The sequence below is a fragment of the Paraburkholderia sp. FT54 genome (genome assembly GCF_031585635.1).
Classification (GTDB): domain Bacteria; phylum Pseudomonadota; class Gammaproteobacteria; order Burkholderiales; family Burkholderiaceae; genus Paraburkholderia.
This window is the reverse complement of record NZ_CP134195.1, coordinates 2,140,671-2,167,249: the sequence shown is the minus strand read 5'-3', so window position 1 is coordinate 2,167,249 and position 26,579 is coordinate 2,140,671. Positions and strand designations below refer to the sequence as shown.

Annotated in this window: 21 protein-coding genes and 1 pseudogene; 14 read left to right on the top strand and 8 right to left on the bottom strand. The window is 63.3% G+C overall.

What is annotated here, in order from left to right; all coding sequences use genetic code 11:
* Positions 1-38: 38 nt before the first annotated feature.
* The 3 genes from RI103_RS10155 to RI103_RS10145 all read left to right on the top strand — a co-directional run bounded on the left by RI103_RS10155 (position 39) and on the right by RI103_RS10145 (position 3,435).
* Positions 39-1,388: an ATP-grasp domain-containing protein gene (locus RI103_RS10155; RefSeq protein WP_310811928.1), complete on the top strand. Its 1,350-nt coding sequence runs from the start codon at positions 39-41 to the stop codon at positions 1,386-1,388.
* Between the two features lie 23 nt (positions 1,389-1,411).
* Positions 1,412-2,614, top strand: a complete 1,203-nt coding sequence (locus RI103_RS10150) for a hypothetical protein (RefSeq protein ID WP_310811927.1) — start codon at positions 1,412-1,414, stop codon at positions 2,612-2,614.
* A gap of 65 nt (positions 2,615-2,679) precedes the next feature.
* A complete protein-coding gene (locus RI103_RS10145) occupies positions 2,680-3,435 on the top strand; it encodes an alpha/beta hydrolase (RefSeq protein ID WP_310811926.1) in 756 nt (251 codons plus the stop codon).
* Between the two features lie 455 nt (positions 3,436-3,890).
* Here the strand turns inward: RI103_RS10145 and RI103_RS10140 are convergent, their stop codons facing one another.
* The 5 genes from RI103_RS10140 to glcD all read right to left on the bottom strand — a co-directional run bounded on the left by RI103_RS10140 (position 3,891) and on the right by glcD (position 10,436).
* Positions 3,891-6,065, bottom strand: coding sequence for a malate synthase G (locus RI103_RS10140; RefSeq protein ID WP_310811925.1), 2,175 nt, complete (start codon positions 6,063-6,065; stop codon positions 3,891-3,893).
* A 115-nt stretch (positions 6,066-6,180) separates the two neighbouring features.
* Positions 6,181-6,585 carry a heme-binding protein gene (locus RI103_RS10135; RefSeq protein WP_310811924.1) on the bottom strand — a complete coding sequence of 135 codons (405 nt, stop codon included), beginning with the start codon at positions 6,583-6,585 and terminating at the stop codon, positions 6,181-6,183.
* Between the two features lie 18 nt (positions 6,586-6,603).
* Positions 6,604-7,833, bottom strand: a complete 1,230-nt coding sequence (gene glcF / locus RI103_RS10130; protein WP_310811923.1) for a glycolate oxidase subunit GlcF — start codon at positions 7,831-7,833, stop codon at positions 6,604-6,606.
* A gap of 36 nt (positions 7,834-7,869) precedes the next feature.
* Positions 7,870-8,937 carry a glycolate oxidase subunit GlcE gene (gene glcE, locus RI103_RS10125; RefSeq protein ID WP_310811922.1) on the bottom strand — a complete coding sequence of 356 codons (1,068 nt, stop codon included), beginning with the start codon at positions 8,935-8,937 and terminating at the stop codon, positions 7,870-7,872.
* On the bottom strand, positions 8,937-10,436 hold the full coding sequence (gene glcD / locus RI103_RS10120; RefSeq protein WP_310811921.1) for a glycolate oxidase subunit GlcD: 1,500 nt from the start codon (positions 10,434-10,436) through the stop codon (positions 8,937-8,939). The genes glcE and glcD overlap by 1 nt, the downstream gene beginning before the upstream one ends.
* Positions 10,437-10,703: 267 nt before the next feature.
* On the opposite strand from glcD, the gene glcC reads away from it, so the two are divergent.
* Both glcC and RI103_RS10110 read left to right on the top strand, forming a co-directional pair.
* Positions 10,704-11,471 carry a transcriptional regulator GlcC gene (gene glcC / locus RI103_RS10115; protein WP_310811920.1) on the top strand — a complete coding sequence of 256 codons (768 nt, stop codon included), beginning with the start codon at positions 10,704-10,706 and terminating at the stop codon, positions 11,469-11,471.
* 63 nt (positions 11,472-11,534) lie between these two features.
* Positions 11,535-12,410: an MOSC N-terminal beta barrel domain-containing protein gene (locus tag RI103_RS10110; protein ID WP_310811919.1), complete on the top strand. Its 876-nt coding sequence runs from the start codon at positions 11,535-11,537 to the stop codon at positions 12,408-12,410.
* A 165-nt stretch (positions 12,411-12,575) separates the two neighbouring features.
* On the opposite strand, the gene RI103_RS10105 is transcribed toward RI103_RS10110, so the two are convergent.
* Positions 12,576-12,956 (bottom strand): response regulator, encoded by a 381-nt coding sequence (locus tag RI103_RS10105; RefSeq protein WP_310811918.1) that lies wholly within the window; start codon positions 12,954-12,956, stop codon positions 12,576-12,578.
* 114 nt (positions 12,957-13,070) lie between these two features.
* Here RI103_RS10105 and RI103_RS10100 point away from each other — a divergent pair, with 114 nt between their 5' ends.
* Complete coding sequence (locus RI103_RS10100) at positions 13,071-14,276, top strand: GAF domain-containing sensor histidine kinase (protein WP_310811917.1); 1,206 nt, start codon at positions 13,071-13,073, stop codon at positions 14,274-14,276.
* 80 nt (positions 14,277-14,356) lie between these two features.
* Here RI103_RS10100 and RI103_RS10095 read toward each other — a convergent pair whose 3' ends face one another.
* Entirely contained in the window at positions 14,357-14,749 is a 393-nt protein-coding gene (locus RI103_RS10095; RefSeq protein WP_310811916.1) for a hypothetical protein, read from the bottom strand.
* Here RI103_RS10095 and nirB point away from each other — a divergent pair.
* The 7 genes and pseudogenes from nirB to RI103_RS10060 all read left to right on the top strand — a co-directional run bounded on the left by nirB (position 14,726) and on the right by RI103_RS10060 (position 24,797).
* Positions 14,726-17,266 (top strand): nitrite reductase large subunit NirB, encoded by a 2,541-nt coding sequence (gene nirB / locus RI103_RS10090; protein ID WP_310811915.1) that lies wholly within the window; start codon positions 14,726-14,728, stop codon positions 17,264-17,266. The two genes, RI103_RS10095 and nirB, sit on opposite strands and share 24 nt — an antisense overlap.
* A gap of 32 nt (positions 17,267-17,298) precedes the next feature.
* Positions 17,299-17,652, top strand: coding sequence for a nitrite reductase small subunit NirD (gene nirD, locus RI103_RS10085; protein WP_310811914.1), 354 nt, complete (start codon positions 17,299-17,301; stop codon positions 17,650-17,652).
* A gap of 35 nt (positions 17,653-17,687) precedes the next feature.
* The gene (locus tag RI103_RS10080) at positions 17,688-21,890 is read left to right on the top strand and encodes a bifunctional nitrate reductase/sulfite reductase flavoprotein subunit alpha (RefSeq protein WP_310811913.1); all 4,203 of its coding nucleotides are present in this window, start codon (positions 17,688-17,690) and stop codon (positions 21,888-21,890) included.
* 200 nt (positions 21,891-22,090) lie between these two features.
* A pseudogene (locus RI103_RS10075) lies at positions 22,091-23,460 on the top strand (MFS transporter).
* Between the two features lie 213 nt (positions 23,461-23,673).
* On the top strand, positions 23,674-23,868 hold the full coding sequence (locus tag RI103_RS10070; RefSeq protein ID WP_310811912.1) for an MgtC/SapB family protein: 195 nt from the start codon (positions 23,674-23,676) through the stop codon (positions 23,866-23,868).
* Positions 23,869-23,986: 118 nt separating this feature from the next.
* Positions 23,987-24,448 (top strand): SRPBCC family protein, encoded by a 462-nt coding sequence (locus RI103_RS10065; RefSeq protein ID WP_310811911.1) that lies wholly within the window; start codon positions 23,987-23,989, stop codon positions 24,446-24,448.
* Positions 24,432-24,797 (top strand): metalloregulator ArsR/SmtB family transcription factor, encoded by a 366-nt coding sequence (locus RI103_RS10060; RefSeq protein ID WP_310811910.1) that lies wholly within the window; start codon positions 24,432-24,434, stop codon positions 24,795-24,797. The genes RI103_RS10065 and RI103_RS10060 overlap by 17 nt, the downstream gene beginning before the upstream one ends.
* A gap of 194 nt (positions 24,798-24,991) precedes the next feature.
* On the opposite strand, the gene RI103_RS10055 is transcribed toward RI103_RS10060, so the two are convergent.
* Positions 24,992-25,618, bottom strand: coding sequence for an NAD(P)H-dependent oxidoreductase (locus RI103_RS10055; protein ID WP_310811909.1), 627 nt, complete (start codon positions 25,616-25,618; stop codon positions 24,992-24,994).
* Positions 25,619-25,902: 284 nt separating this feature from the next.
* On the opposite strand from RI103_RS10055, the gene RI103_RS10050 reads away from it, so the two are divergent.
* On the top strand, positions 25,903-26,514 hold the full coding sequence (locus tag RI103_RS10050; RefSeq protein WP_310815209.1) for a hypothetical protein: 612 nt from the start codon (positions 25,903-25,905) through the stop codon (positions 26,512-26,514).
* Positions 26,515-26,579 lie beyond the last annotated feature (65 nt).

Below are 26,579 nucleotides of genomic sequence, written 5' to 3'. Positions count from 1 at the left end.
CCGAATCGCATACGTTCTGCCTGAGGCATTCCGCAACCATGACCAAGAAGATTCTCTACGTATACGCGCCGGCGGGGCCGCCGCTCGACTACTTCTTCCCGAAAGTCGCGAGCCGCGGCGACGTGCATACCTGCGTCGTCAGCGAGCCGTCCTCCTATAACCTCGAGATCCTGCGCAAGCACAGCGCCGCGCTGCACGATTTCAGCGGGCTGCGGCCGGACGACGGTTTCGCGCGCGTTGCCGAAATCGCGCATACGCTGAAGCCGGACGTCGTGTTCACGTTTTCCGAGTTCCTTTTAAAGTCCGTGTCGGAACTCGCGGTGCAACTGGGCGTGCGCGGCGTAGGCCCGAATATCAACCTCGCGCGCAACAAAACACTGATGCGCCAGCGCTGGCAGGAAGCGGGTCTGCCGCAGCCGGCATTTCGCGCGATCCGCCGGCACGACGACTTGCATCGGGTCGCGGAATTGCGCTTTCCGGTGCTAATCAAGCTCGCGTATGGCGCAGGTTCGATCGGCCAGCAAATCGTCCATGGCATGTATGAACTCGACAGCGCCGTCGCGCGTCTGCTCGGGGCCACCGAAGCGGCGCGTCGCGCCGGAAAGCATGAGTTCTCGGAGCAGTCCGGCTTTCCACAACTGATAGCTGAAGAGATCATCGAGTCGACTACCGAGTCGTGGTACGCCGAAGATGGATACGGCGATTATCTCAGCGTTGAGGGGCTGGTGCGCGACGGCGAGTATTTCCCGCTTGCGATGACGGGCCGTCTGCGTACCATCGAGCCGTTCACCGAACTGGGAAACGTAGCGCCATGCGTGCTGAGTCGCGACAGGAAGGAGCAGATCGTCGCGCTGGTCCGGACTGCGGTCGACGCGCTCGGTTTCGAGAACTGTGCGACACACACAGAGATGAAGCTGATGGCGAACGGCGGTGTGTCGTTCCTCGAAACCGCGGCGCGCATGGGCGGAGTCGCGATCGCAAAGGAAGTGGATGAGGTGTTCGGCATGGATTACATCAACCTGTTTCTCGACGTGATGCTTGGCGAGCGGACGCCGATTCCTTCGTTCGAGCAGAACCTGCCGCGCTGCGCGGCGGCGTCAATTGCGCTAATCGGCTGCGACAGCAAGGGCACCCCGTGGCGTGGCGCGAAGACCTTCAGGCCAGAGCAGGTGGACTGGCGTGCGCTTGTCGACGAGCGCGCCAACGTGGGGATAGAAGCCGCTCAGTCGGTGGACCCGGGCAGCCGCATGATGCCCTACGACGGTGCGGGCGGACTGCTGAACTATGCCGGACAGGCGTTTCTCGTCAGCGCCACGCCGGCCGATCTGAAGCGTGCCGCCTACAGCCTGATCGACGGGCTCGAGGCACACCTGCCCGACCACGCGTGAGCACTGAGCGGAGACCACACACAATGAATCCGACCCCCCAGCGAGTCAGTCTGCTGCTTTGGATCGTCAATCTCTCGTCGATCGCGGCGAGCGTCTTTAGTTATGTCTATCTGTCGTACATTGCGTATCAGAAGACCGGCTCGATGTTGCTGTCCGAGGCGGTTCTGCTGGCGCCGATGGTGATTCCGGTCCTGCTGTGCCTCGTCATCAACGCGGCGGCTGGCCGGCGCTCGCCGAAGGCTATCCTCGTCTGGTTCAACCTCGCGGGCGTGCTGGTCGCGGCGGCGACCTACGCGCTGATCGACCGCTTTGTCGCTGCGGCGATCGCTGGCACGCTGGTGATCGGTTTCCTGGATGCGACGCAGCGGATCGCGCGAACCGTCGCGATCAAACGTTATTTCTCGACCAACGACATTCGCTATGCGTTGCCGATCACGCTGACCGCGCAGTTCATCGCCGGTGCGATTGCGGGTGTCGCGTTGTCGGTGTACAAGAGCGAGATCACCTCGGCGATGGCCGGGGCTATCACGATCGCTGCATACGGTCTGGGCACACTGGCAGCGATGTTGCTGCCCGGCGCGCCGGCCCAACTTGCCCCCGCCGTGTCGACCGGCGCTTTCGGCACGCTCATGCAGGTGCTGCGGACATCGCCCGCGTTGCAGCGTCACTTTTTCGCGTTCTTCCTGCTGGTGTCGGTCTACCAGGGTTTCTTCAACGTGTCGCGGGTGACGCTGCCAACGTCGGTGCTTGGCCTGTCGCAGACCTATGTCGGCTATCTGCAGATCATCAGCGCGACGTCAGCGCTGATCGCTGCATTGCTGTTTGCGCTCGCGAGCCGGCGTGGCATCACGCCAGGCAAGGTGGCCATGCTCGCGATGAACCTGATCTGTCTCGGCGCGATGGCGGGATCGGCGGCGTTCCGGGACGTGACGGCCAGCTACACGCTCTACTTTGTCTACATGTTTTTCTGGGAGGTGCTGTTCTTCAAGCATCAGGCTGACGTCGTCGCGGCGACGCCGCCCGAGCATATGGCGCTCGTCGCCACGTTCCAGTATGCGAGCGTCTACCTTGGGATGATCGTGGCCGGCTTCGCGGGCAGCTGGGCCGCGCAGCGGTACGGTTTGTTCGTTGCGGCGCTTGCGTTCGTTGTGTTCTACGTAATGAGCATGACGTGGAACGCGGTACGGAACATCGGCGCCGTGTGCGAAACGACTTATAGCCGCTGACAGCGGTTAACCGCCGTCGGCGTTGCCGGAAACATTGTTGCATTCCTATTGCCAGGTGAAACACCATGAGTAAAGCTATGCCGCTGGTCTTGATTCACGGCCTGTTTGGATCACAAAGCTTCTATGCGCCGAACCGGCGCATCGCCGCCGTCGATGTTCATACCCCCGATCTGATTGGCTACGGCGCGCTGGGAGACGACGCGGTCGAGCCGATCACGCTGGCCGGCCAGGCGGCGCATGTGATCCGATATGTGCAAGAGCACGTCGGCGCGCCGAGTGTCCTGCTTGGACACAGCGTTGGCGGCGCAGTCGCGATGCTCGTTGCCGCGTCCGCGCCCGACCTTGTGCGCGGGGTGATAAATGTCGAAGGAAATTTCACCCTCGACGATGCATTCTGGTGCCGGAAAATCGCCGGTCTGGACGCCACCGCGTGGCAAGCGGAGCACGCGCGGCTCGTCGCCGATCCGGAGGGCTGGCTGAAGGACGGCGGCATTGTCGTCACGCAGCAGCGTCTAGAGTGGGCTCGCGCCGTACTCGCGAACCAACCGCGCGAAACGATTCAGGCAATGGCACGCGCGGTAGTGCGGGAAACGGGCGCGCCCGATTTCCTTTCGCGCATTCGCATGGTCGTCGAGCGGGGCACTCCTCTCTTCATGCTCGCTGGCGAAAGGTCCGCGTCTGGGTGGCACGCGCCGGACTGGGCGCAAGCTGCGGCGCTGTCCTACGTGGTCCAGCCGGAAGTCGGCCACATGATGATGCTCGAGGAGCCCGACGGATTTTGCCGGATCGTGGGCGGGATGGTCGCCCAGATCGCGGCTTGACCGGAGGCGCCATGTCGATTGCGGAAACTGGCTGGTGAGGCAGGAGTAGTCACGGGATTTACGCGGCATGACTCGAATCAGGCCATTAACTGCGGTGTTTCGCCAGGCGTTATGTGCGACGCGGTGAACAATTCAATCTGCGTCACCCGGAGATCGAATGGTACTACCAGGTACACAGGGGGCGGTGGCGTCGTTGTGCTGTACCCGGCCGGTCGGGCTGTAACGGTTTGGGGCCAATAGAGGGGCAAATCGATGAGCCGGAAACAGTAACTTAGCCAAGTCCTGCAGGATGCAGTCGTGGCCGGAAGGCTGGGTCAACTCGTTTAATGCCGCATTTCGATGATCTAGCGTCGTTATGTGAACGAAGGGCCGCGCGAGCGGCCCTTCTGCCTTTAAAGCGGCGTATTGACGACAACCGGCCCACGCATCCCGCGCGACCCGGCCAAGATCCGCTCTCAACCTTCCTTCTTCACCTCCAACCGGAACTTATGCAGCAACGGTTCCGTATACCCGCTCGGCTGCTGGCGTCCTTCGAACACCAGCGCTTGCGCGGCCTTGAACGCGATCGTGTCGAAGCCCGGCGCCATCGGCTTGTAAAGCGGATCGCCCGCATTCTGCTCATCAACCACCTTGGCCATACGCTTGAACGTCTCTTCGACGACCTCGCGCGTCACCACGCCGTGATACAGCCAGTTGGCGATGTGCGTACTCGAAATACGCAACGTAGCCCGATCTTCCATCAGGCCGACATTGTGAATGTCCGGCACCTTCGAGCAGCCCACGCCCTGATCGATCCAGCGCACCACGTAGCCGAGAATGCCCTGCGCATTGTTGTCGATCTCGCTGCGGATCTCGTCGTCGCTCCATTTCGCCTCGGCGACGACCGGAATCGTCAGCAGCCCGTCGAGCAGTTCGTCGCGAACCTTCGCGTAATCCGTGCGTTCCAGTTCGCGCTGAACAGCCTGCACGTCGACCTGGTGATAATGCAACGCGTGCAGCGCAGCAGCGGTCGGCGAGGGCACCCATGCGGTGTTCGCACCGGCCTTCGGATGCGCGATCTTCTGTTCGAGCATGGCGTGCATCAGGTCGGGCATCGCCCACATGCCCTTGCCGATCTGCGAACGGCCGCGCAGGCCGGCGCTCAAACCGACCAGCACGTTGCTGCGCTCATACGCGGCAATCCACGTGCTCGACTTCATGTCGCCCTTGCGCATCATCGGACCGGCTTGCATGGCCGAGTGCATCTCGTCGCCCGTGCGGTCGAGGAAACCCGTGTTGATGAACGCGACACGCTCCGACGCTTGTGCGATACAGGCGAGCAGGTTCACGCTGGTGCGGCGCTCCTCGTCCATGATGCCCATCTTGATCGTGTTGCGCGGCAGCTTCAGCAGGTCTTCCACGCGCGCGAACAACTCGCTGGAGAAGGCTACTTCGGCCGGCCCGTGCATCTTCGGCTTGACGATATAGACCGAGCCGGTGCGCGAATTCAGCTGGTGCTTGCGGTCGTGCAACGCGCACAGCGTGGTGATGACCGCATCGAGAATGCCTTCCGGAATCTCGTGGCCGTCTTTGGTCAGCACCGCCGGATTGGTCATCAAATGACCGACGTTGCGGATGAACAGCAATGAGCGGCCATGCAGCACGACCGGCGCTGTGCCGTTCGCGGCGGTGTACACGCGGTCGGCGTTGAGCCGGCGCGTGAACGTCTTGCCGTTCTTCGTGACCTCTTCGGTCAGGTCGCCGGTCATCAGGCCGAGCCAGTTGCGGTAGAGCTGCACCTTGTCGTCCGCATCCACGGCCGCGACCGAGTCTTCACAGTCGATGATCGTGCTCACCGCCGCTTCGACCACCACGTCCTTCACATGCGCCGAATCGGTCCTGCCGATCGAATCGTTCGCATCGATCTGGATTTCGAAGTGCAGGCCATTGTGCTTGAGCAACACCGCGGACGGCGCGCTCTCTTCACCCTGATAGCCGATCAATTGCGCCGGCGTCTTCAGCTCGCTCGTGCCGTTCTTCAGGGTGACGACCAGCTTGCCGCCTTCGACGCTATAGCGCGTCGCGTCGGCATGCGAGCCGTTCGCGAGCGGCGCGGCCTGATCGAGAAACTTGCGTGCATAGGCGATCACCGCGGCGCCGCGCACCGGGTTGAAGTCCTTCTGCTTTTCGGCGCCATGGGTCTCGGGGATCGCGTCGGTGCCGTACAGCGCGTCGTACAGGCTGCCCCAGCGCGCGTTCGCCGCGTTCAGCGCATAGCGCTGATTCGACAGCGGCACCACGAGTTGCGGGCCGGCCTGTTCGGCGATTTCGGTGTCGACGTTGTCGGTTGTGGCCTTGACGCTGGCTGGCACGGGCACGATATAGCCGATGCCTTCGAGAAACGCACGGTACGCTCGCAGATCGCGCACCGGACCCGGATTGGCGCGATGCCAGTTGTCCAGTTCGGTTTGCAGGCGGTCGCGCTCGGCGAGCAACGCACGGTTTTTGGGCGCCAGCTCGTGCACGAGGGCATCGAAACCCGACCAGAATGCGGCGCTGTCGATTCCGGTGCCGGGCAGGGCTTCGGTTTCGACGAACTGGTCGAGGTTGGCGGCGACTTGCAGTCCGCCGCGCGGGTTCATCTGAGTCATCGACTGCTCCATCTATCTGAATGGGACCGATGAGGGGGAATCGGTCCGCGTTGTGCAACGGTTATCTTCTTGCTTCCGGGCCGCCGCGTGGTCGGATCGCGAACGGCCCGCGAATTCAGGCGGCGATGGCCTGAATACCTGCTTTGGCGATCTGCGCGTCCTGGTCCGACTTGACGCCCGACACGCCCACCGCGCCGATCACCTGGCCGTCGACGATCACCGGCACGCCGCCTTCCAGCGTGCCTTGCAGCGGCGCGCTCAGGAAGGCGGTGCGGCCGTTGTTGATCATGTCTTCGTATACCTTCGTTTCGCGGCGGCCGATCGCCGACGTGCGGGCCTTTTCGGTCGCGATGTACGAGCTGGCCGGCGCGCTGCCGTCCAGGCGCAGCATGCCGAGCTGATGGCCGCCATCGTCGACCACCACGATGGCGACGGCCCACTGGTGCTTCTCGGCTTCCGCGCGGGCGGCTTCGAGGATTCGGGTCGTCTCGGCAATGGTCAACACGGGTTTGCTCAGCATATGAATTTCCTGATTCGTTTAGGGTAAGGATGCTTCTACAAGTTCTATCCAGTGGCGCACCGGAGTGCGCCCGGCGCCGTCCAGATGCGTCTGGCAACCGATGTTGGCCGTGACGATCACGTCCGGCTTGCCGCTTTCCAATGCGTCGAGCCTGTTCTCGCGTAGCCTTTGCGCAAGCTCGGGCTGCGTAATCGAATACGTGCCCGCCGATCCGCAGCACAGATGGGCATCGGGCACGGCGGTGAGATCGAAGCCGAGCCTTTGCAGGATCGCCTCGACCGCGCCGCCCAGCTTCTGCGCATGCTGCAGCGTGCATGGGCAGTGAAACGCGATTCTTTGCCGCGTCTGCTCTGGCGAATTGACTTGCAACTGACCGAGCGGCTCGTTAGCCAGTACCTCGACGAGGTCTCGCGCCAGTTCGCTGACCCGCTGCGCTTTTGACGCATAGCGAGGGTCGCCGCGCAGCAGATCCCCGTATTCCTTGATGAACGCGCCGCAGCCGCTCGCGGTTTGCACGATGGCTTCGGCGCCGGCCTCGATGGCGGGCCACCACGCGTCGATATTGCGTCGTGCCCGCGCGAGGCCAGCCTCCTGCGCATTCAGATGATAATCGGTCGCCCCGCAGCAACCGGCCTGCCCGGCGTTCACGATGCTGACGCCGAGCCGGTCGAGCACACGCGCGGCGGCCGCGTTGGTGTTCGGTGACAGCGCGGGTTGCACGCAGCCTTCCAGCATCAGCATTGTGCGCGGATGCCGCGGCGCCGGCCTTGTCTTTGCCGGAGCGCTTTGCTTGGGGATTTTACGTCCAAGCGCGGCCGGAAGAAACGGCCGCATCGCCCGGCCGGTTTTCAGCAGCGCGTCGAACACGGCGGGATGCGGGATCACGCGGCGCAAACCCTCGCGCAGCAGGCGTTCGGACAGGGGCCGCTCGACTCGCCGTTCCAGCTCGGCGCGGCCGATATCCAGCAGCGCATGATAGGTGACACCCGACGGGCAGGTGGTTTCACAATTGCGGCAGGTCAGGCACCGGTCGAGGTGCAACTGGGTTTTCCGCGTGACCGGCTCGCCTTCGAGCATCTGCTTGATCAGATAGATGCGCCCGCGCGGGCCGTCGAGTTCGTTGCCGAGCAGCTGATAGGTCGGGCAGGTCGCGTTGCAGAAGCCGCAGTGCACGCAGGCGCGCAGGATCTGCTCGGCTTCGTCCGCGCGCGCCAGGGTTTTGGCGGCATCGCTGAGATTGGTTTGCATGATGGTGTTCGCCTTCAGGTCTTCACGAGCCGACGCTCAGAGGCCGGCGTACAGGCGGCCGGGGTTGAAGAGGCCACGCGGGTCGAGTCGCTGCTTCAGCTGCTGGTGAAAACGCAGCAGCGCGGGTGGCAGCAGCGTGAACGGCCCGGCGTCCGCGTGCAGGGTGAAGCAGGTCGCGTGGCCGCCCGCGGCCTGCGCGATCTGGCGGATCGTGGTAGCCGGGGCATCGCTTTTCAGCCAGCGTTGCGCGCCGGCCCAGTCGAGCAGCGCGTCGCCCGGCAGCGCGGTCAGCGGCGACGCGTTCGGCAAGGACAGACGCCAGAGCGGACGCGGGTCGTCGAAAAACGCCAGGCGATGCTCGCGCAACTGGTCCCAGAAACGCGGATCGAGTTGCGCGCCGCCAATGCGATCCACCGCCGACGCCACCGACCCCACGCCGCCTTCGAGCCGCACATGCAGATGGCCGTCCACGTGACAGGCCGCGCTGATGGGCAACACGGCGCGTCGCCAGGCGGACAGTTCGCGCAGCGCCTCAGCGGCGTCGAGATCGACAGCGAGACTGGCGACGGCGCGCGGTTTGGGCAGCACCTTCAGCGAGACCTCCGTGATCAAGCCGAGGCAGCCGAAGCTGCCCGCGAGCAAGCGCGACACGTCGTAGCCGGCCACGTTCTTCATCACTTCACCGCCGAAGCGCAGATGCTTCGCCTCGCCCGTAATCAGGCGGCAGCCCAGCACGAAGTCGCGCACCGAGCCGGACCACGGCCTGCGTGGGCCGGCCAGTCCGGCCGCGACCATGCCGCCGACGGTGGCGTTGCCGCCGAAGTCCGGCGGCTCGCACGGAAGCATTTGTCCGGCCGCATCGAGCGCGGCGTTCAGTTCGGCGAGCGGCGTGCCGGCGCGCGCGGTGATCACGAGCTCGGTCGGATCGTAGCTCAGCACGCCGCGATGCGAGCGCGTGTCGATCGGCGTGCCTTGCACGGGACAGCCGAGAAAGGCCTTGCTGTCGCCGCCGCGAATCCTGAGCGGCGTGCCGCTCTCGAGCGCTTGCGAGACTTCGGCGACGAGCCGTTCGCTGTCGTCCATCGAGACGGGTTCGATGCGCATCAGAAACGCTCCAGTTCAGGAAAAGGCAGCGCGCCGCGATGCACATGCATCGAGCCGAATTCGGCGCAGCGGTGCAAGGTCGGCACATTCTTGCCGGGGTTGAGCAGGCCGTCGGGGTCGAACGCGGCTTTCAGCGCATGGAAAAAACTGAGCTCGTCGCTATTGAATTGCGCGCACATCTGGTTGATTTTTTCGCGGCCCACACCGTGTTCGCCGGTGATGCTGCCGCCCACCGCGACGCACAGTTCGAGAATGCGCGCGCCGAGCGCTTCGGCGCGTTCGGTTTCGCCGGGCGCGTTGGCGTCGAACAGGATCAGCGGATGCATGTTGCCGTCGCCGGCATGAAACACGTTGGCGACTTTCAGGCCGTATTCGTTCGAGAGCTCTTCGATGCCCTTGAGCACGCGCGGCAATTCACGGCGCGGAATCGTGCCGTCCATGCAGTAGTAGTCGGGCGAGATGCGGCCCACGGCGGGAAAGGCGTTCTTGCGGCCGGCCCAGAAGCGCTGCCGTTCGGCTTCGTCGTGCGCGAGACGGATGTCGGTGGCGCCGGCCGCGCGCAGCAGCGCTTCCACGCAGGCCACGTCTTCCTGCACGTCGCTTTCCACGCCGTCGACTTCGCACAGCAGGATTGCTTCGGCATCGACCGGATAGCCGGCGTGGATGAAGTCTTCCGCGGCGCGAATCGCAAGGTTGTCCATCATTTCCAGGCCACCCGGAATCACGCCCGCGCCGATGATCCGCGCGACCGCCGCGCCGGCCTTTTCCACATCGTCGAAGCTGGCGAGCAGCACCTTTGCGCTCTGCGGTTTGGTGAGCAGCTTCACCGTGACTTCGGTGACGATGCCGAGCATGCCTTCCGAGCCGGTGAAGAGCGCGAGGAAATCGAAGCCCGGCGAATCGAGCGCGTCTGAGCCGAGCGTGAGACGCTCGCCGTCGATGGTCAGGATCTCGAGCTTGAGGATGTTGTTGACGGTCAGCCCGTACTTCAGGCAATGCACGCCGCCCGCGTTTTCCGCGACGTTGCCGCCGATCGAGCAGGCAATCTGCGACGACGGATCGGGCGCGTAGTAGAGCCCGTGCGGCGCCGCGGCCTGCGAGATCGCGAGATTGCGCACGCCGGGTTGGACGCGGGCCACGCAGGCTTCGGGATCGACTTCGAGAATGCGGTTCAAGCGCGCCATCACCAGCAGAATGCCTTTGTCCAGCGGCAGCGCGCCGCCCGACAAACCGGTGCCGGCACCGCGCGCGACCACCGGAATCTTCCTGGTGTTCGCGAATTTGAGCAGCGCCTCGACCTGTTCGACCTTGTCGGGCAGCGCGACCAGCATGGGTGTCGCGCGATAGGCGGCGAGGCCGTCGCATTCGAACGGCCGCAGGTCTTCCGCTTCGTGCAGGAGTTGCAGATCAGGGATCAGCGCCTGTAATTGCGCGACCACGCTGGCTTTGTCGTGCGTCGCGAGCGAGCCGTCGACGCGTTCATCGTAGTGATAGGTCATGGGGTGCCTCCTCAAGCCGCGCTTCGCCGGAACCTGCTGGAAGCGGTCGGAAATGCCCGTGCGGATGGGCGCGCGGGCGCGTCGCTGAGCGGATTGTTGCGGCTATGCGCGCCGCTGTCGATGGGCGTGGGAAGTGGTCGTACCAGTTTTTTGCATGGCGTACCACGGCTATTTGCACGTGAATGGGCACCTCGCATGGCTCTCTAGCGACGCGCCTGATCCACGCGTGGTAGCATTAGAAGGTGGTCATACCAGTCAAAACGATCGATGCAAACAGCGGTTCCGGACAACCCAAGGCAGGTCGCGGACGTGGTCGCCGAGCGGATCGAGCGGCTGATCGTCGACGGCGTGCTGAAAACGGGGCAGGCGCTGCCATCCGAGCGGCGCCTCACCGACAAGCTCGGCGTCTCGCGCACGGCGCTGCGCGAAGGGCTCAAGCTGCTGCGTGCGCGCGGCATCATCGAGACGTCGCACGGCAGAGGCTCGTTCGTCGCGAGCCTCACCGCGCAGCCGGCCCTCACGCCCTTGATGCATCTGCTCGGCTCGCAGCCGCGCACGCTCTACGATCTGTTCGAAGTGCGCGCGCTGCTCGAAGCGGAGTCCGCACGCCTGGCGGCGCTGCGCGGCACGCCCGCCGACTTCGTGCTGATCACGCGCCGCTACGAGGAGATGATCGCGGCGCAAGGCACGCAGACGAGCGCGTCGACTCACGCGCGGCTCGACCACGCATTTCATCTCGCGATCTGCGAGGCGTCGCATAACCCCGTGCTGGTGCATACGTTGAGCTCGCTGACCGATCTGTTGCTGAGTTCGGTGTTTGCGTCGGTCAACAATCTCTATCACCGTGGCCCGCAAAAGCGCGTGATCGACCGTCAGCACGCGCGGCTCTACAACGCCGTCACCGGCAAGCTGCCCGAACAGGCGCGCAAGGCGGCGGCCGATCACATCCAAAGCGTCTGCGCGAGCCTGCGCGAGATCGAGCAGGAAGAGCAGCGGCTCGTTCGGGCGACATTACGGCTGGAAGGATGGGAGTAGAGGGCTTTACAATCAGGCTTCAAACACAAGAATTCGCGCGCTCTCACGCGCACTCCCCACGCCATGCCGACCATCAGCGAGCTATTCGTCTATCCGATCAAATCCTGCGCGGGCATTGCGCTCAATGAAGCACGCCTGCTTCCCACCGGCCTCGAATACGACCGCTGCTGGATGGTCACCGACCCGGCCGGCGCCATGCTTACGCAGCGCGCGTATCCGCGCATGGCGCTGATCAAGGTCGAAATCGGTGCCGAGGACCTCGTGATTCGCGCGCCCGGCATGAGCGAATTGCGCACGCCGCTGCATAGCGCGCGGCTCGCCGCGCCGCACGCGGTGCAGACCCAGGTCTGGCGCGACGCGGCCTACGGGCTCGACACCGGTGAAGCAAGCGCCGCATGGTTCTCGACATTTCTCGGCGTGTCCGCGCGGCTCTTGCGCTTCAATCCCGAACGCGAGCGCATTGTCGATCCGGACTACACGGCAAGCGTGGGCGGCGCGACCACGCATTTCGCCGATGGTTTTCCGCTGCTGGTGATCGGTCAGGCATCGCTCGACGATCTGAACACGCGGCTGAACGGCAAGGGCGCCCCGTCGATTCCAGTCGACCGTTTCCGTCCCAACGTGGTGCTGACAGGGCTCGACGCGTACGAAGAGGACTATGTGGAGACGCTGAGCGTCGACGGAGAGGCGGGCGGGAGCGTGCAGCTGCAACTCGTCAAGCCGTGCTCGCGCTGTCCGATGCCGACCATCGACCAGGCGAAAGGCGCGCCGGATCCGGACTGGCCGAACGAGCCGACCGACACCATGAGCGTCTACCGCGCGAATCCGCGGCGAAACGGGGCGATCACGTTCGGCAACAATGCGCTCGTCGCGAGCGGCGCCGGCGCGTGGCTGCGTGTGGGGCAGGCGGTGGCGGCGGAACTGGGCTTCGGCGAGTAAGAGCGGTGACTGGGCGAAAACGGTCGGAACACGCGTAGAACGTGGGACACGAGGCTGGGCACAACGTCAGGCGCAAGTGGCAATGACGGGCAAAAAGGGACAACAAGGGACAAACACGGGCAAGCACGTGGTAGTGACGCCCGAGCAAAACGGGAGCAACACCGGCTAGTGCCGCACCCGCCCAGTCAACGCCGCGAGAATCACCGGCATCGGCACCGGCTTGACGAAATGATGGTTGAAGCCCGAGCGCAGCGACTCGCTTTTTTCCTCGGCGCGCCCGAGTCCCGTGACCGCCACCAGCGTGGGCGCCGGAATATCGCCTACGTAGCGGATCCGCCGCGCTACCGCGCGCCCGTCCAGACGCGGCATTTCGACGTCGAGCAGCGCGGCCTGCGGATGCCACGCACAGTATTGGGCAAGTGCGTCGAGGCCATTGCGCGCGGTCCGGACGTCGAAACCATGCGCGCTGAAATAGTGCACGTAAGCAGCCAGCAGATTCGCGTCGTCGTCGGCGATTAGAAGGCGTACGGCTTGGTGATGGACCATGATGTCCCTCAGGTTGTGTTCCTGATAGTGAGCAATTTGAAGTCCCGATAGAATCAATGCTCGATAGAGTGTTTTTCCACGCCGGATCGGCAAGGGTAAGCAGTACTGCTTCTTATGAATAAATTACCGCTCGTCAACGACCAGGACGACATCGCCCGTGATATCGAGGCGGTCCAGCGTATCGACGCCGTGCCCTCCATTCTGCGCATGATCTGCAAGAACACCGGCATGGGCTTTGCCGCGGTGGCCCGCGTCACGGAGCAGCGCTGGACGGCCTGCGCGGTGCAGGACGAGGTGAACTTCGGGCTCGCGCCCGGCGGCGACCTGGACCTGCATACCACCCTGTGTTTCGAGTCGCGCGCCGCGCGGGCGTCGATTGTCATCGACAACTTCCACACGGATCCGGTCTATAACGGCCATCACACGGCGCGAATCTACAACCTGGGCAGCTATATTTCCGTACCGATCATTCTTCCCGACGGCAGCTATTTCGGTAATCTCTGCGCGATCGACCCCGATCCCGCCGAGCTGTCGAATCCGCGCACGCTGCGCATGTTCGAAGTGTTCGCCGAGCTGATCGCGATCCAGCTCGCCAACGAAGGCCGCCACCAGGCCACCGAGGCCGCGCTGCGCCATGAGCGGGAAAACTCCAGCCTGCGCGAGCAGTTCATCGCCGTGCTCGGGCACGATCTGCGCAATCCCTTGTCGGCGGTGAGCGCGACCGCCGAACTGCTGTCGCTGCGCAAGAACGAGCCCGATCTCGTGAAGATCGGTCAGCGCCTGAAGTCCACCACCTTGCGCATGGCCCGCCTGATCGACGACGTGATGGATTTCGCGCGCGGCCGGCTCGGCTCGGGTATCGGCGTGTCGATCGACGAAGTCGACGATCTGGCGACGGCGCTGCGCGTGGTCGTCGCCGAAGTGCGCGAGGCCAATCCGGACCGGTTGCTCGCCGACGACATCGCGATCCCCGCACCCGTGCGCTGCGACCGTACTCGTGTGCAGCAGCTGCTCTCGAACCTGCTCGGCAACGCGGTCACACATGGCGCAGCCGAGTTTCCGGTGCGGGTGCTGGCGCGCATTGAAAACGGCGAGCTCATGCTGAGTGTCCTGAACGGCGGCAACGCGATTGCGCCGGAGAGCTTGAGCAAGGTCTTCGAACCTTACTGGCGGCCGGCGACCAGCAAACCCGGCGGCGGCCTTGGGCTGGGCCTCTATATCTGCAAGCAGATCGTCAGCGCGCACGGCGGCACGCTGGAAGTCAGATCGTCCGCGGAACAGGGCACGTGCTTCGTGGCGAGACTGCCGACCGGCGTTTGAGTGGGGCGAGCCGATCGGGGCGGCTGACGAGAGGCCGCTCATGACCGCCGCCAGCACATTGCACGACGACTGCGCTCCATTTACGGGCCCGCACTCGCACGTACTGGGTGCCGCGTCGCACCATCGATGTGCCTCGCTGCATCAAAAGGCGTCGTGCGCAGGACGCGCCGCATGCGCGTGCCATTCACCGCAAAGTCCCGCGCCACGGCCTCGTCACAGCCATTTAGTGCAACTGGCATAGGCTTTGCATTAAGCCTTGCCATCGGATCAACGTGGATCCGGCGCGAGTGCAACACAAAGTACTCGCCGCAGGACAGATCAGGACAACGGCGTCCCCCGAATTCAGTCATCGACTGGATTCGCGGGACGCCGTTTTTATTTCCGGAATCGCTTTCGCCACATGTCGTACGGCGTCGCTCGCAACCCAGCACATTGAGGAAATCGCGGTCATGAAAATCATCGTTATCGGTCACGGGATGGTCGGTCACAAACTGATCGAGTGCGTCGCACGAGACGCCGCGCACGGCCTCGATATCACGGTGTTGTGCGAAGAACCGCGGCCGGCCTACGATCGCGTGCACCTGTCGGAGTTTTTCGCGGGCAAGACGGCGGACGATCTGTCGCTGGTCGAGCCGGGTTTCTTCGAACGCCAGAATGTGTCGCTCAAGCTGAATACGAAAGCCGTGGCGATCGATCGCGCCGCGCGCACCGTGACAGTGTCGACGGGCGAAACGCTGCCTTATGACAAGCTGGTTTTCGCCACCGGCTCCTATCCCTTCGTGCCGCCCGTGCAGGGCCGTGAGCGCGCCGATTGCTTCGTGTACCGAACCATCGACGACCTCGAAGCAATGCTTGAATGCGGCGCGCGCTCGAAGACGGGCACGGTGGTCGGCGGCGGACTGCTCGGTCTCGAATGCGCGAAGGCGCTGCGCGACATGGGCCTGCAAACCCACGTGGTCGAATTCGCGCCGCGTCTGATGGCCGTGCAGGTGGACGACGGCGGCGGCCGCGTGTTGCGCAACAAGATCGAAGAACTGGGCGTGACGGTGCATACGCAGAAGAACACCACGGCGATCGTCGACGGCGAAGAAGGTACGCACCGCATGCAATTCGCGGACGGCAGCCACCTCGACACCGACATGATCGTGTTCTCCGCGGGCATCCGTCCGCGTGACGACCTGGCGCGCGCAAGCGGCCTGACGCTTGGTCCGCGCGGCGGCATCGTGATCGACGACGCGTGCCGCACGAGCGACCCGCACATCTATGCAATCGGCGAATGCGCGCTGTGGAATGGCCAGCTGTTCGGCCTCGTGGCACCGGGCTACGACATGGCCCGCGCCGTGGCGAAGCAATTGCTCGGTGACACGGCCGAATTCGCCGGCGCCGACATGAGCACCAAACTGAAACTCATGGGCGTGGACGTGGCGAGCATCGGCGACGCGCACGGCAGCACGCCAGGCAGCCGCGCCTACCAGTTCAGCGACGAACGCAAGCAGGTCTACAAGAAGCTGGTGGTGTCCGAGTGCGGCAAGTATCTGCTCGGCGGCGTGATGGTGGGCGATGCCGGCGAATACGGCACGCTGTTGCAGATGATGTTGAACCGCATCGAACTGCCGGCGTCGCCTGAATTTCTGATCCTGCCGCAAGCAGACGGCAATGTGAAGCCCGCGCTCGGCGTCGAGGCCTTGCCTGCTTCCGCGCAAATCTGTTCATGCAACAACGTCTCGAAGGCCGAGCTGTGCGCCGCCGTCTGCGCAGGCGCCACCGACATCGGTGCTTTGAAATGCGCGACGACCGCCGGCACCTCATGCGGCGGTTGCGTGCCGCTCGTCACTCAGGTGATGAAGGCCGAGCTGAAGAAGCAGGGGTTCGCGGTCAACAACCACGTCTGCGAACACTTCGCTTACTCGCGTCAGGAGCTGTACCACATCGTGCGTGTGGAAGGCGTGCGCAGCTTCGGCGAGCTGCTCGCGAAGCACGGCCACGGCCTCGGCTGCGATATCTGCAAGCCACTGGTGGCGAGCATTCTCGCGTCGTGCTGGAACGAGTTTGTGCTGAAGAAAGAACACGTCTCGCTGCAGGACACTAATGACTACTACCTCGCCAACATTCAGCGCGACGGCACCTATTCGGTCGTGCCCCGTATGGCGGGCGGCGAAGTTACCCCCGACGGTTTGATCGCGGTAGGCCAGGTGGCGAAAAAATACGGCCTTTACACGAAAATCACCGGCGGTCAGCGCGTCGATCTGTTCGGTGCGCGCGTGGAGCAATTGCCGCTCATCTGGGAAGAACTGATCGCCGCCGGATTCGAATCCGGGCATGCGTACGGCAAGTCGCTGCGCACCGTGAAGTCGTGTGTCGGTTCGACGTGGTGCCGCTACGGCGTCGGCGATTCGGTGGGCCTCGCGGTCGAATTCGAGAACCGCTACAAGGGCCTGCGCACGCCGCACAAGATCAAGTTCGGCGTGTCGGGCTGCACGCGCGAATGCGCGGAAGCGCAGGGCAAGGATGTCGGCATCATCGCGACGGAGAAGGGCTGGAATCTCTATGTGTGCGGTAACGGCGGCATGAAACCGCGCCACGCCGAACTGCTCGCGTCGGACCTCGATAAGGAGACGCTGGTGCGCTACATCGACCGTTTCCTGATGTTCTACGTGCGCACCGCCGACCGTCTGCAACGCACCAGCGTGTGGCGCCAGAACCTCGAAGGCGGCCTCGACTATCTGATCGACGTAGTCGTCAACGATCGCCTCGGCGTGGCCGACGAACTCGAGTCGGAGATGCAGCACGTGGTCGACACCTACGAATGCGAATGGAAGAAGGCCGTCACCGATCCCGAAACACGCAAGCGCTTCCGTCATTTCGTCAACAGCGGCGAGTCGGACGGCAACGTCGCCTTCGTCGAGGAGCGCGGCCAGATCCGGCCGGCCACGCCCGCCGAGCGGCGCTCGAAGCTTGCCGCGATTCCCGTCGTCGTCGAAACCGTCTGATTGAACCGCACCCTTTACCGAGGACTTCCGTCATGAACAACGATCGCCTGTCGCGCGCCTGGACGCCGGTTTGCCAGCTCACGGACATTGTGCCCAACACGGGCGTTTGCGCGCTCGTCAATGGCGAACAGGTCGCGGTCTTTCACGTGAACAACGGTGGCGCGGACCCCGTCGTGTACGCGATCGAAAACTTCGATCCGGGCTCGCAGGCGGCAGTCCTTTCGCGCGGGTTGATCGGCAGCCTCGGCGAACGCATCGTGGTCGCTTCGCCGATCTACAAGCATCACTTCGATCTGCGCACCGGCGAGTGCCTCGAAACACCGGCGCATTCCGTTGGCGCGTTCGCCGCGCGCGTGGAAAACGGCCAGGTGTGGGTCGCGGTTTGAGCCACTGAATCCTTTTACAACGACGTTGCCCGCCCATGTCCTCTACTAGCGTAAAAACCGTGTGCCCTTACTGCGGCGTTGGCTGCGGCATGGTGCTGCACGTCGAGGACGGCCAGGTCGTGAAGATATCCGGCGACAAGGAGCATCCGGCCAACTTCGGCCGGCTGTGCACGAAGGGACAGTCAGCGCATGTCGCGTTGCGCAAGTCGGGACGTCTCGAAGGCGCGTTCGTGCGCCATGCGCGCGGCCAGGACCCGGCGCCGCTGCCGATGGCGCAGGCGATCAGCACCACGGCGGCGCGTTTGCGCGGCCTGCTCGATGAACATGGGCCGAACGCGTTGTCGTTCTACGTCTCGGGCCAGATGTCGATCGAGGCGCAGTACCTCGTCAACAAGCTCGCCAAGGGCTTCGTCGGCACGAGCAACATCGAATCGAATTCGCGCCTGTGCATGGCGAGCGCGGGCAGCGGCTACAAACTGTCGCTCGGCGCGGACGGGCCGCCGGGATCGTACGAAGACATCGATCACGCCGATCTGTTCTTCGTGATCGGCGCGAATATGGCCGACTGTCACCCGATTCTGTTTCTGCGCATGATGGATCGCGTGAAGGCCGGCGCCAAACTGATCGTCGTCGATCCGCGCCGCAATACGACGGCGGAGAAGGCAGATCTCTTCATGCAGATCAGGCCGGGCACCGATCTCGCGTTGCTCAACGGCCTGCTGCATCTGTTGCACGAAAACGGCCATACGGATGCCGCTTTCATCGACGAGGCCACCGAAGGCTGGGACGCAATGCCCGTGTTTCTCGCCGACTACACGCCGGAAAAAGTCGCGCTGATTACCGGCCTCGCCGTCGAAGAGATCCGCCAGGCTGCGGAGATGATCGGCACCAGTAAAGAGTGGATCAGTTGCTGGACCATGGGCCTGAATCAGAGCACGCACGGCACATGGCATACCAACGCAATCTGCAACCTGCATCTGGCGACGGGCAAGATTTGCCGGCGCGGCAGCGGCCCGTTTTCGCTGACGGGCCAGCCCAATGCGATGGGCGGCCGCGAGATGGGTTACATGGGGCCGGGCTTGCCGGGCCAGCGTTCGGTGCTGGTTGAAGAAGACCGCGCGTTTATCGAGGACCTGTGGCGCATTCCGAAGGGCTCGCTCAAGCCGCAGGTCGGCAACGGCACGATCGACATGTTCACCCGTATGGCGGCCGGCGAGATCAAGGCGTGCTGGATCATCTGCACGAACCCGGTGGCGAGCGTGGCGAATCGTCAGAACGTGATAGACGGATTGAACGCGGCGGAACTCGTGATCGCGCAGGACGCGTTCCTCGACACCGAGACCAACCGCTACGCCGACGTGCTCTTGCCCGGCGCGCTGTGGGCCGAAGCGCAAGGCGTGATGATCAACTCCGAGCGCAATCTCACGCTGATGCAAAAGGGCATCGAGCCGCCGGGCGCCGCGCTGCCGGACTGGCAGATCATCGCGCGCGTCGCGTGTGAGATGGGTTTCGCGCAGGCCTTCACGTATGCGAGCGCCGAGGAAGTCTTCGCGGAAATCACCCGCGCGTCGAATCCGAAAACCGGCTACGACCTGCGCGGCGCGAGTCATCGCCGCCTGAAGGAAACGCCGCTGCAATGGCCGCTTGCATCCGACGATTCAAGCGATCGCAATCCGGTTCGTTACCTCAACGACGGCGTGAGTCAAACGCTTAGGGAGCGGCCGGACGGCAGCCGTCCACAACTCGTCTTTCCGACGCCGAGCGGCAAGGCAATGTTCTTCGCACGCGCCTACGCTGCGCCGGCCGAATTGCCGGATCGTGAATTTCCGATCGTGCTGAATACGGGCCGCTTACAGCATCAATGGCACACGATGACCAAGACCGGCAAGGTCGCGATGCTCAACAAGCTGAATCCCGGCCCGTTCGTCGAGATTCATCCCGAAGATGCCGCCGCCCTCGGCATCAAGGCAAAAGACCCGGTGGAGATTCGTTCGCGCCGCGGCCGCGCGGTGCTGCCGGCTGTCGTGACCGGGCGCATGAGCGCGGGTCACTGCTTCGCGCCGATGCACTGGAACGACGTATTCGGCGACGACCTGTGCATCAATGCCGTGACGAGCGACGCTATCGACCCCATCTCGCAGCAGCCCGAATTCAAGTTTTGCGCCGTCGCGTTGAGTCCGGTCGTGGCAGAGAGCGTCGCGCCTTTCCTGAATGACGACGATGCATCCGTTGTGTTTGCCGCGAGCGCGGCGCCCGCCAACACCGTATCGGCAAGCGCGAAGGATCTGGATATGCCCCGTATCGATGCACTCACCAGCCTGTTGCGGTTGCCGGCGATACCCGCGCCTTCGTTCACGGACCAGGAGCGCGTCTATCTGGCCGGCTTCGTGAATGGACTGCGTTCGGCGGAAGCGCAAGGCATCGAAAGCGCGCCGGTTTTGCCGGGCAACGCGCCGTTCGATACGACAAACCGTCTTTACGTGGATGGTTTGCTGGCCGGTCTCTATAGTCGCGGCGCGACGGTTCCCGCCGCGCCGGCCGCTGTGCCTGCTGCGGGGAATGCAACGGCGCATGCCGAGGCATCGCATGCTTCCGGTGTGCGCATCGTGCGCGCGCGCCCGAAGGTCACATTGCTGTGGGCCTCGCAAACCGGCAACACCGAGTCGCTGACCGAAGGCTACGCCACTCGCCTGATGGAGTCGGGCTTTGAAATCCGCACCTCGTGCATGGCGGACTACCAAGCCTCGGCGCTCGCCAGGGCGCAATACGTGCTGCTGATGACGAGCACCTTCGGCGACGGCGATCCACCCGACAACGCGCAAAGTTTCTGGACGCAATTGAGCGGCGAGGGCGCGCCTCGGCTCGACGGCGTGCGCTTCGCGGTCCTCGCGCTCGGCGATCGCAACTACGACCAGTTCTGCGGCCACGGCCGCCGCCTCGACGAGCGGCTCGCCGGGCAGGGCGCGCTGCGGCTGATGGAACGCGTCGATTGCGACAGCGAGTACCGGGAGAACGCGGACGCGTGGCTCGAACGCATCATCGTGCGCATCAAGGAAGAGGACGCCGCGCTATATGCCGTGCCGCGAGACGGCATGATCAACGCCGTGGTGCCGGGCACGGTGCCGACCAAAACACGGCCAGCAGCCTCGCGGCTCATCACCAATCTGCGCCTGAACAGGCAGGGCGCGGCGAAAGACACGCGCTATTTCTCGCTCAGCACGGGCGACTCGGGACTCGAATACGAAGCAGGCGATGCGTTGGGTGTATGGCCGAGCAACTGCCCCGAACTGGTCGACGAATTGATCAGCCTGAGCGGTTTGAGCGCCGACGCCGCGGTGAACGTGGCGGGCGTGGGCGAGATGTGCCTTGCCGATGCACTCGGCAAGCACTACGAGATCGCGCGCCCGAATCCGGATCTGCTCGCGCTCGTCGCAGCGCGCAGCAATAATGGCGCGCTGCGCGATCTGCTGTCGCCTGAGCGCAAATCCGGCCTCAAGCAGTGGTTGTGGGGCCAGCAGATTGCCGACGTGCTGCACGAATTTCCGGTGAGCCTCACGGCAACCGAATTGACGGGCATGCTCAAGCGTCTGCAGCCGCGTCTGTATTCGATCGCCTCGAGCCCGAAGGCGCATGCGGGAGAAGTTCATCTGACTGTGTCAACGGTGCGCTACAGCAATGGCCGCCGTCATCGCAAAGGTGTGTCGTCGACGTTTCTCGCCGACCGCGCGGGCGATGTCAACGTGCCCGTGTTCGTGCAGAAGTCCGCACACTTTCGTCTTCCTCATCGTTCCGATACGCCGATGATCATGGTCGGTCCCGGCACCGGTGTTGCACCGTTCCGCGGCTTTTTGCATGAGCGGCGCGCACGCGGGGATAGCGCACGCAACTGGCTATTCTTTGGCGAGCAGCACGCCGCCTCCGATTTTTACTATCGCGACGAACTCGAAGCGATGCTCGACGACGGTGTGCTGACCCGGCTCGACGTCGCGTTCTCACGCGACCAGGCCGACAAGGTCTATGTGCAGGACCGCATGCGCGAGCAAGGTGCGCAATTGTGGTCATGGCTCGAAGACGGTGCGCATTTCTACGTATGCGGCGACGCCAACCGGATGGCGAAGGATGTCGATGCCGCGCTCATGGAAGTCGTGGCCCGACACGGCTGCATGAGCGATGAAAAAGCGCGCGAATACGTGAACCGCCTCGCGCAGGAAAAGCGCTACGCCCGCGACGTTTATTGAGCGTCGCGCGGTTTGGAGTGCAACGAACGCACTCACCGTTTCAAGGTTTCAACGAGTACGCAGTACAGCTTCAAGACACGGAGCCGCATGGCATGGAGGTTGCATGTTTAAGCCGGTTTTCAACATCGTGATCATTCCGGTGCGTGGCGTGTAGCGCGATCTGCCGGATAGTCGAAAAATCAGTTTTATGAGGATGTCTGATGAAAAACGTGATGAGCTCCCTAAAGAGTGGAGACTGGCGCGCGCTGGTGGCGTGTTTCCTCTATTTCGACACTGGCTTTACTGTCTGGGTCCTGTATGGACCGCTCGCGCCGTTCATCAGCAAGAGCATCACGATGACACCCGCACAACAGGGCTTGCTGGTCGCCGTGCCGGTGCTGTCCGCCGCCATTCTGCGCGTGACGCTCGGCAACCTGTATCAATCTGCGCACGGGAAGCGCATTGCGCTGATGGGCGTGCTGTTGTCGGCGGTGCCGACCATCGTGTTGCCGTTGATGCCGGCCGTGCCGTCGTACACGGTGCTGCTGGTGCTCGGCGTGTTCCTCGGCGTCGGCGGTGCGAGTTTCGCCGTCGCGCTGCCGATGGCGGGCAGCAACTACCCGCCGAAGGTGCAGGGCCTCGTCCTGGGCCTCGCCGCGGCCGGCAATATCGGCGCGGTGCTCGACGGCTTCCTGTTCCCGCAGCTGGCCACCCGCTACGGCTGGCAGATGGCCGCCGGCGGCGCGCTGCCGCTGCTCGCGATCGCGGCGATCACGCTGTATTTCTGGGCCAATGATTCCGGCGTGAAATCGGGCAGCGTGCTGCGCGCATTCGGCAGCTTTGCGGTCACGCTCGTCGGATTGGTCGTGCTGGTGCTGCTGGTCGAAGCCGGCATGTTCGGCTCCGGCAAGACCGGTGTGCTGCTGTTGCCGGTGATCGGCGCATTGCTGGCGATCGCGGTGCTGCCCAAGCGCTATCGCGCGGTGCTGGCCGAGCGTGACACGTGGGCGATCATGCTGGTGTACGGCATTACGTTCGGCGGCTTCGTCGGTATGTCCTCGTATGTGTCGCTGCTTCTGACCAACCTGTACCAGCTCTCGAAGATCGACGCGGGCCTCTTCATGGCGCTGCTCGCCGCGACCGGCGCGATGGTGCGCCCGCTCGGCGGTCTGATTGCCGACAAGGTGTCCGGCGTGCGCGCGCTGACCTTCCTGCTCGCGATCATTTCGCTGTGCGACTTTGTGTTCGCCGCGGCCATGCCTTCAATGGCGGGTGGCATCGCGCTGCTGTTGTGCCTGTACGTGGCCTTCGGTCTCGGCAACGGCGCGACCTTCCAGCTGGTGCCGCATCGCTGGGCCGGCCGCACGGGTCTGATGTCGGGCATTGTCGGTGCCGCGGGCGGGATCGGCGGATTCTATCTGCCTGTCGTGATGGGGATCGCGAAGGAAAGCACAGGCAGCTATCAGATGGGCTTTGCGACGTTCGGCGCGTTGGCGGCATGCGCGCGTTCGTCGCGATCGTCGCGCTGCGCCGTCCGTGGATGGCGTGGTCGATGCACGCCGGTGTGATGCACGCGCACGCAACGGAGTAATGCAGTCATCCGAACCATCAGGCTTTCGCATTGACGCGTAGGCCGCATCGCGCGACGGAGCCGAGTCGGCGGGATGAGGTACGCGGCGCCGTGTTATTGCCGTATGCTTGGCGTTTTCCGCAATGTCAGGCAAATGTAATGAATAACTGGTGGCACGTTGTGTGAGCAACCGCCCGCGCAGAATTCTCCGATCTCGGCAGCGCGGCCGACGTCATGCAGGTCCTGATGCTCAGCGCCGAGCGCGAGGTGCGCGGCCTGACGACAGCGGCGAGCCTGTGGCTGAGCGCGGGCGTCGGCGTGGCGGCGGGGCTCGGTCGTGAGGCCACGGCGATTCTCAGCGTGGCGATTGCGCTCGCCATTCTGTCGAGTGCGCGTCTGTTCAAGAGTCGTGAATCGGACGACAAGTAGGGACGCTGTGCGTACTCGGGTCTACGAAAAACCGCCGTGAAAACATGCAGGCAATCACTTGCATGTTGGCCATGCTGCTCCTAATATGCAGTCAGCAACCAGATTGCATGGGACGCATATGAACACATCGACCGATCGCATCGAAAAACAGATTCTGCTCAAAGCGCCGCGCTCGCGGGTCTGGCGCGCGTTGTCCAACGCCGAGGAATTCGGCAACTGGTTCGGCGTGAATCTCACCGGCAAACAGTTCGTGGCCGGCCAATCCGTGCAGGGCAACATTACCTATCCAGGCTACGAGTATCTCGTCATGGACGTGCATGTCGAGCGGGTCGAACCCGAGCATCACCTGTCGTGGCGCTGGCATCCGGCCGCAGTCGACGTCACCTTCGACTACTCGCCGGAGCCGACCACCCTGGTCGTCTTCGAACTGACCGAGGTCGAATCGGGCACCTTGTTGCGCGTGGTCGAATCGGGCTTTGATCAGCTTCCCGTGGGCCGCCGTGAAGAAGCGTTCCGCATGAATAGCGGCGGGTGGGAACAGCAGATGACCAACATCGAACAGCATGTCGGCAAGGGTTAAGAAGGCCTCGGCCGCAGCGGATCTGAAGGCGTCGGTGCTGCGCGGCTCAGCGGCCATTTTCGCGGCGCTCGGTGATGAGACACGTCTGCGTCTGATCGCCGTGTTGTGCGCGGGTAGCGCGATGTCGATCGCGCAACTCACTGCGGGAACGGACATCACGCGGCAGTCCGTCACGCAGCATTTGCAGGTGCTCGCCAACGCGGGTCTGGTGCGCGATGTGAAGGTGGGCCGTGAGCGCTTATGGGCGTTCGAGCCGGCCCATCTCGACGAGGCGCGCCGTGCGCTCGACGCGATCTCGCGCCAATGGGATCACGCGTTGTCGAGGTTGAAGGCGGCGGTGGAGGAGTGAGGGCATGGGCTTCATGAGGTCATGCCCGGTATCTGAAACTCTCACGAATGAGAAGCCTTCGTGCTTGGGAGCCTCCCGAGTGTTTCAATACGGCACGGCGGCGCCTCGCGACGAATCTCCTCCACGCCTCGCGCGATCTGGCCGGCTTTGTCGCAACAGGGAGCCTGCTACAGTCGCAGAGTCTTTACGGCGGACTACCAGCAATCGCCAAGTTGGGCGATGTTTTCGATGCCCAATTTCATCGCCGTGTTTGCCAACTCCGGTGTTTCCGAGCGACTTCCAACCGAAATCACCGAAAAGTCCGTGATCCCTATGAAAGCGAACACTCCTCGAACATAGGGCGTTAGAAAGTCGAACGGAGCCATTTCGGTGCCGGCTGAGTAATCACCGGCCGCTGTCCAAACGAGCAGCAATTTCTTTCCGGCAGGAAGCAATGGACCATGTCCCGTATCGGGGCTGAAGAAGAATGTCTCGCCTTCCCGAACGATATTGTCGAAGTAGGCTTTGAGATTCCAGGGAACAGAAAAATTGTACATCGGTGCAGCAATGACCACGTGAGTCGCCCACCGCAATTCTTCGATGAATTCGTCGGACTGCGCCAGAAGAAGGCGTTGCTCGACAGTACGGTCATTTTCCGCTGTCAAGTTGGCGACGACCCAGCTTTGATCCGGTCCGGTCACGTTGCCCGGACCCGTGTCACGTCTTGTGACGATTGCGCCAGGATTTGCCTCTAGCCATCGATTCACAAACAGATCGGCTAACTTTCCCGTAGCCGAATCGATGCCGCGTGGACTGGCCTTTATCAATAGAAGTTTAGACATAACGTGCCTTTATGAAATAGGACTACGACAAAAAAACAGAACGAAACAGTCAGCAATTCAGACGTGGCTTCATCATCTGATTAGTTTCCGCCTTTGTGAAGGTGGGACGGATCCAATTCTGTTGAGCAAAGACATCGCATCTGATCTGGATCAAGTAGTTAGGTCCATCAATACGGCGTTTCGCATTGAACTGACCAGGTCGGTTACCGTGGGTCTAGAATGTGATGCAGCGCCACAGCCAAAATGGTTGCTCAGTGCTTCTAAAATATTTTCAGGGAGTTGAAATGACGTTATGCGGATTCATTCGGGAGGTAGACAGTAGAACAGCCGTTTACCGGACCCCGTTTCTTCCCACGTTCAGCTTTTATGAAGTTCACGAGTCAAGTCCGATTCAGGCAGATGCCAGAAGAATAATCAGTGTCGTCGAGGGACTTGATATGCGAGATGACCGGGTGGCAAACGTGCTTCTTAGCGCCCGTGAAATTCCATCGAGGCTCGCTGCTCTGCTCCGCAAGCAGCGCCATGATCGTCCGTCGGCGCGATTTGGATTCGACACGTTCACATTGCTGTGTCGAGACGATCACGAAATATCGCGAGGGCTAGTGGGCCGCTTCTGGCGTCCCGACCTCGGTATTGCGCCGATCGCGGACGCCGCCGAATTTCAGCACTCAGTCGATCCGACAGCCGCGAGACTGGTATTGCGCTTTAAAGCAATCGCAGGTCCGAACGACACGCATATTTTAAGAACCGAAACGTTCGTATATTGCCCCACCACTCGAACGAAGTTTCTTTTTGCGCCCTATTGGCTCGCTATTCGCGTGGCGAGCGGATGGATCAGGCGACGTACGCTGGCTTCGGTGCAGAGCGCCCTCGCGACTGGCGACCTGACGCCGTGACATTAGAGATCGACACCGGTATCGATAGCTGTGGGCAGTGTGCGAATCAGCTGCGGTGGCAGGAT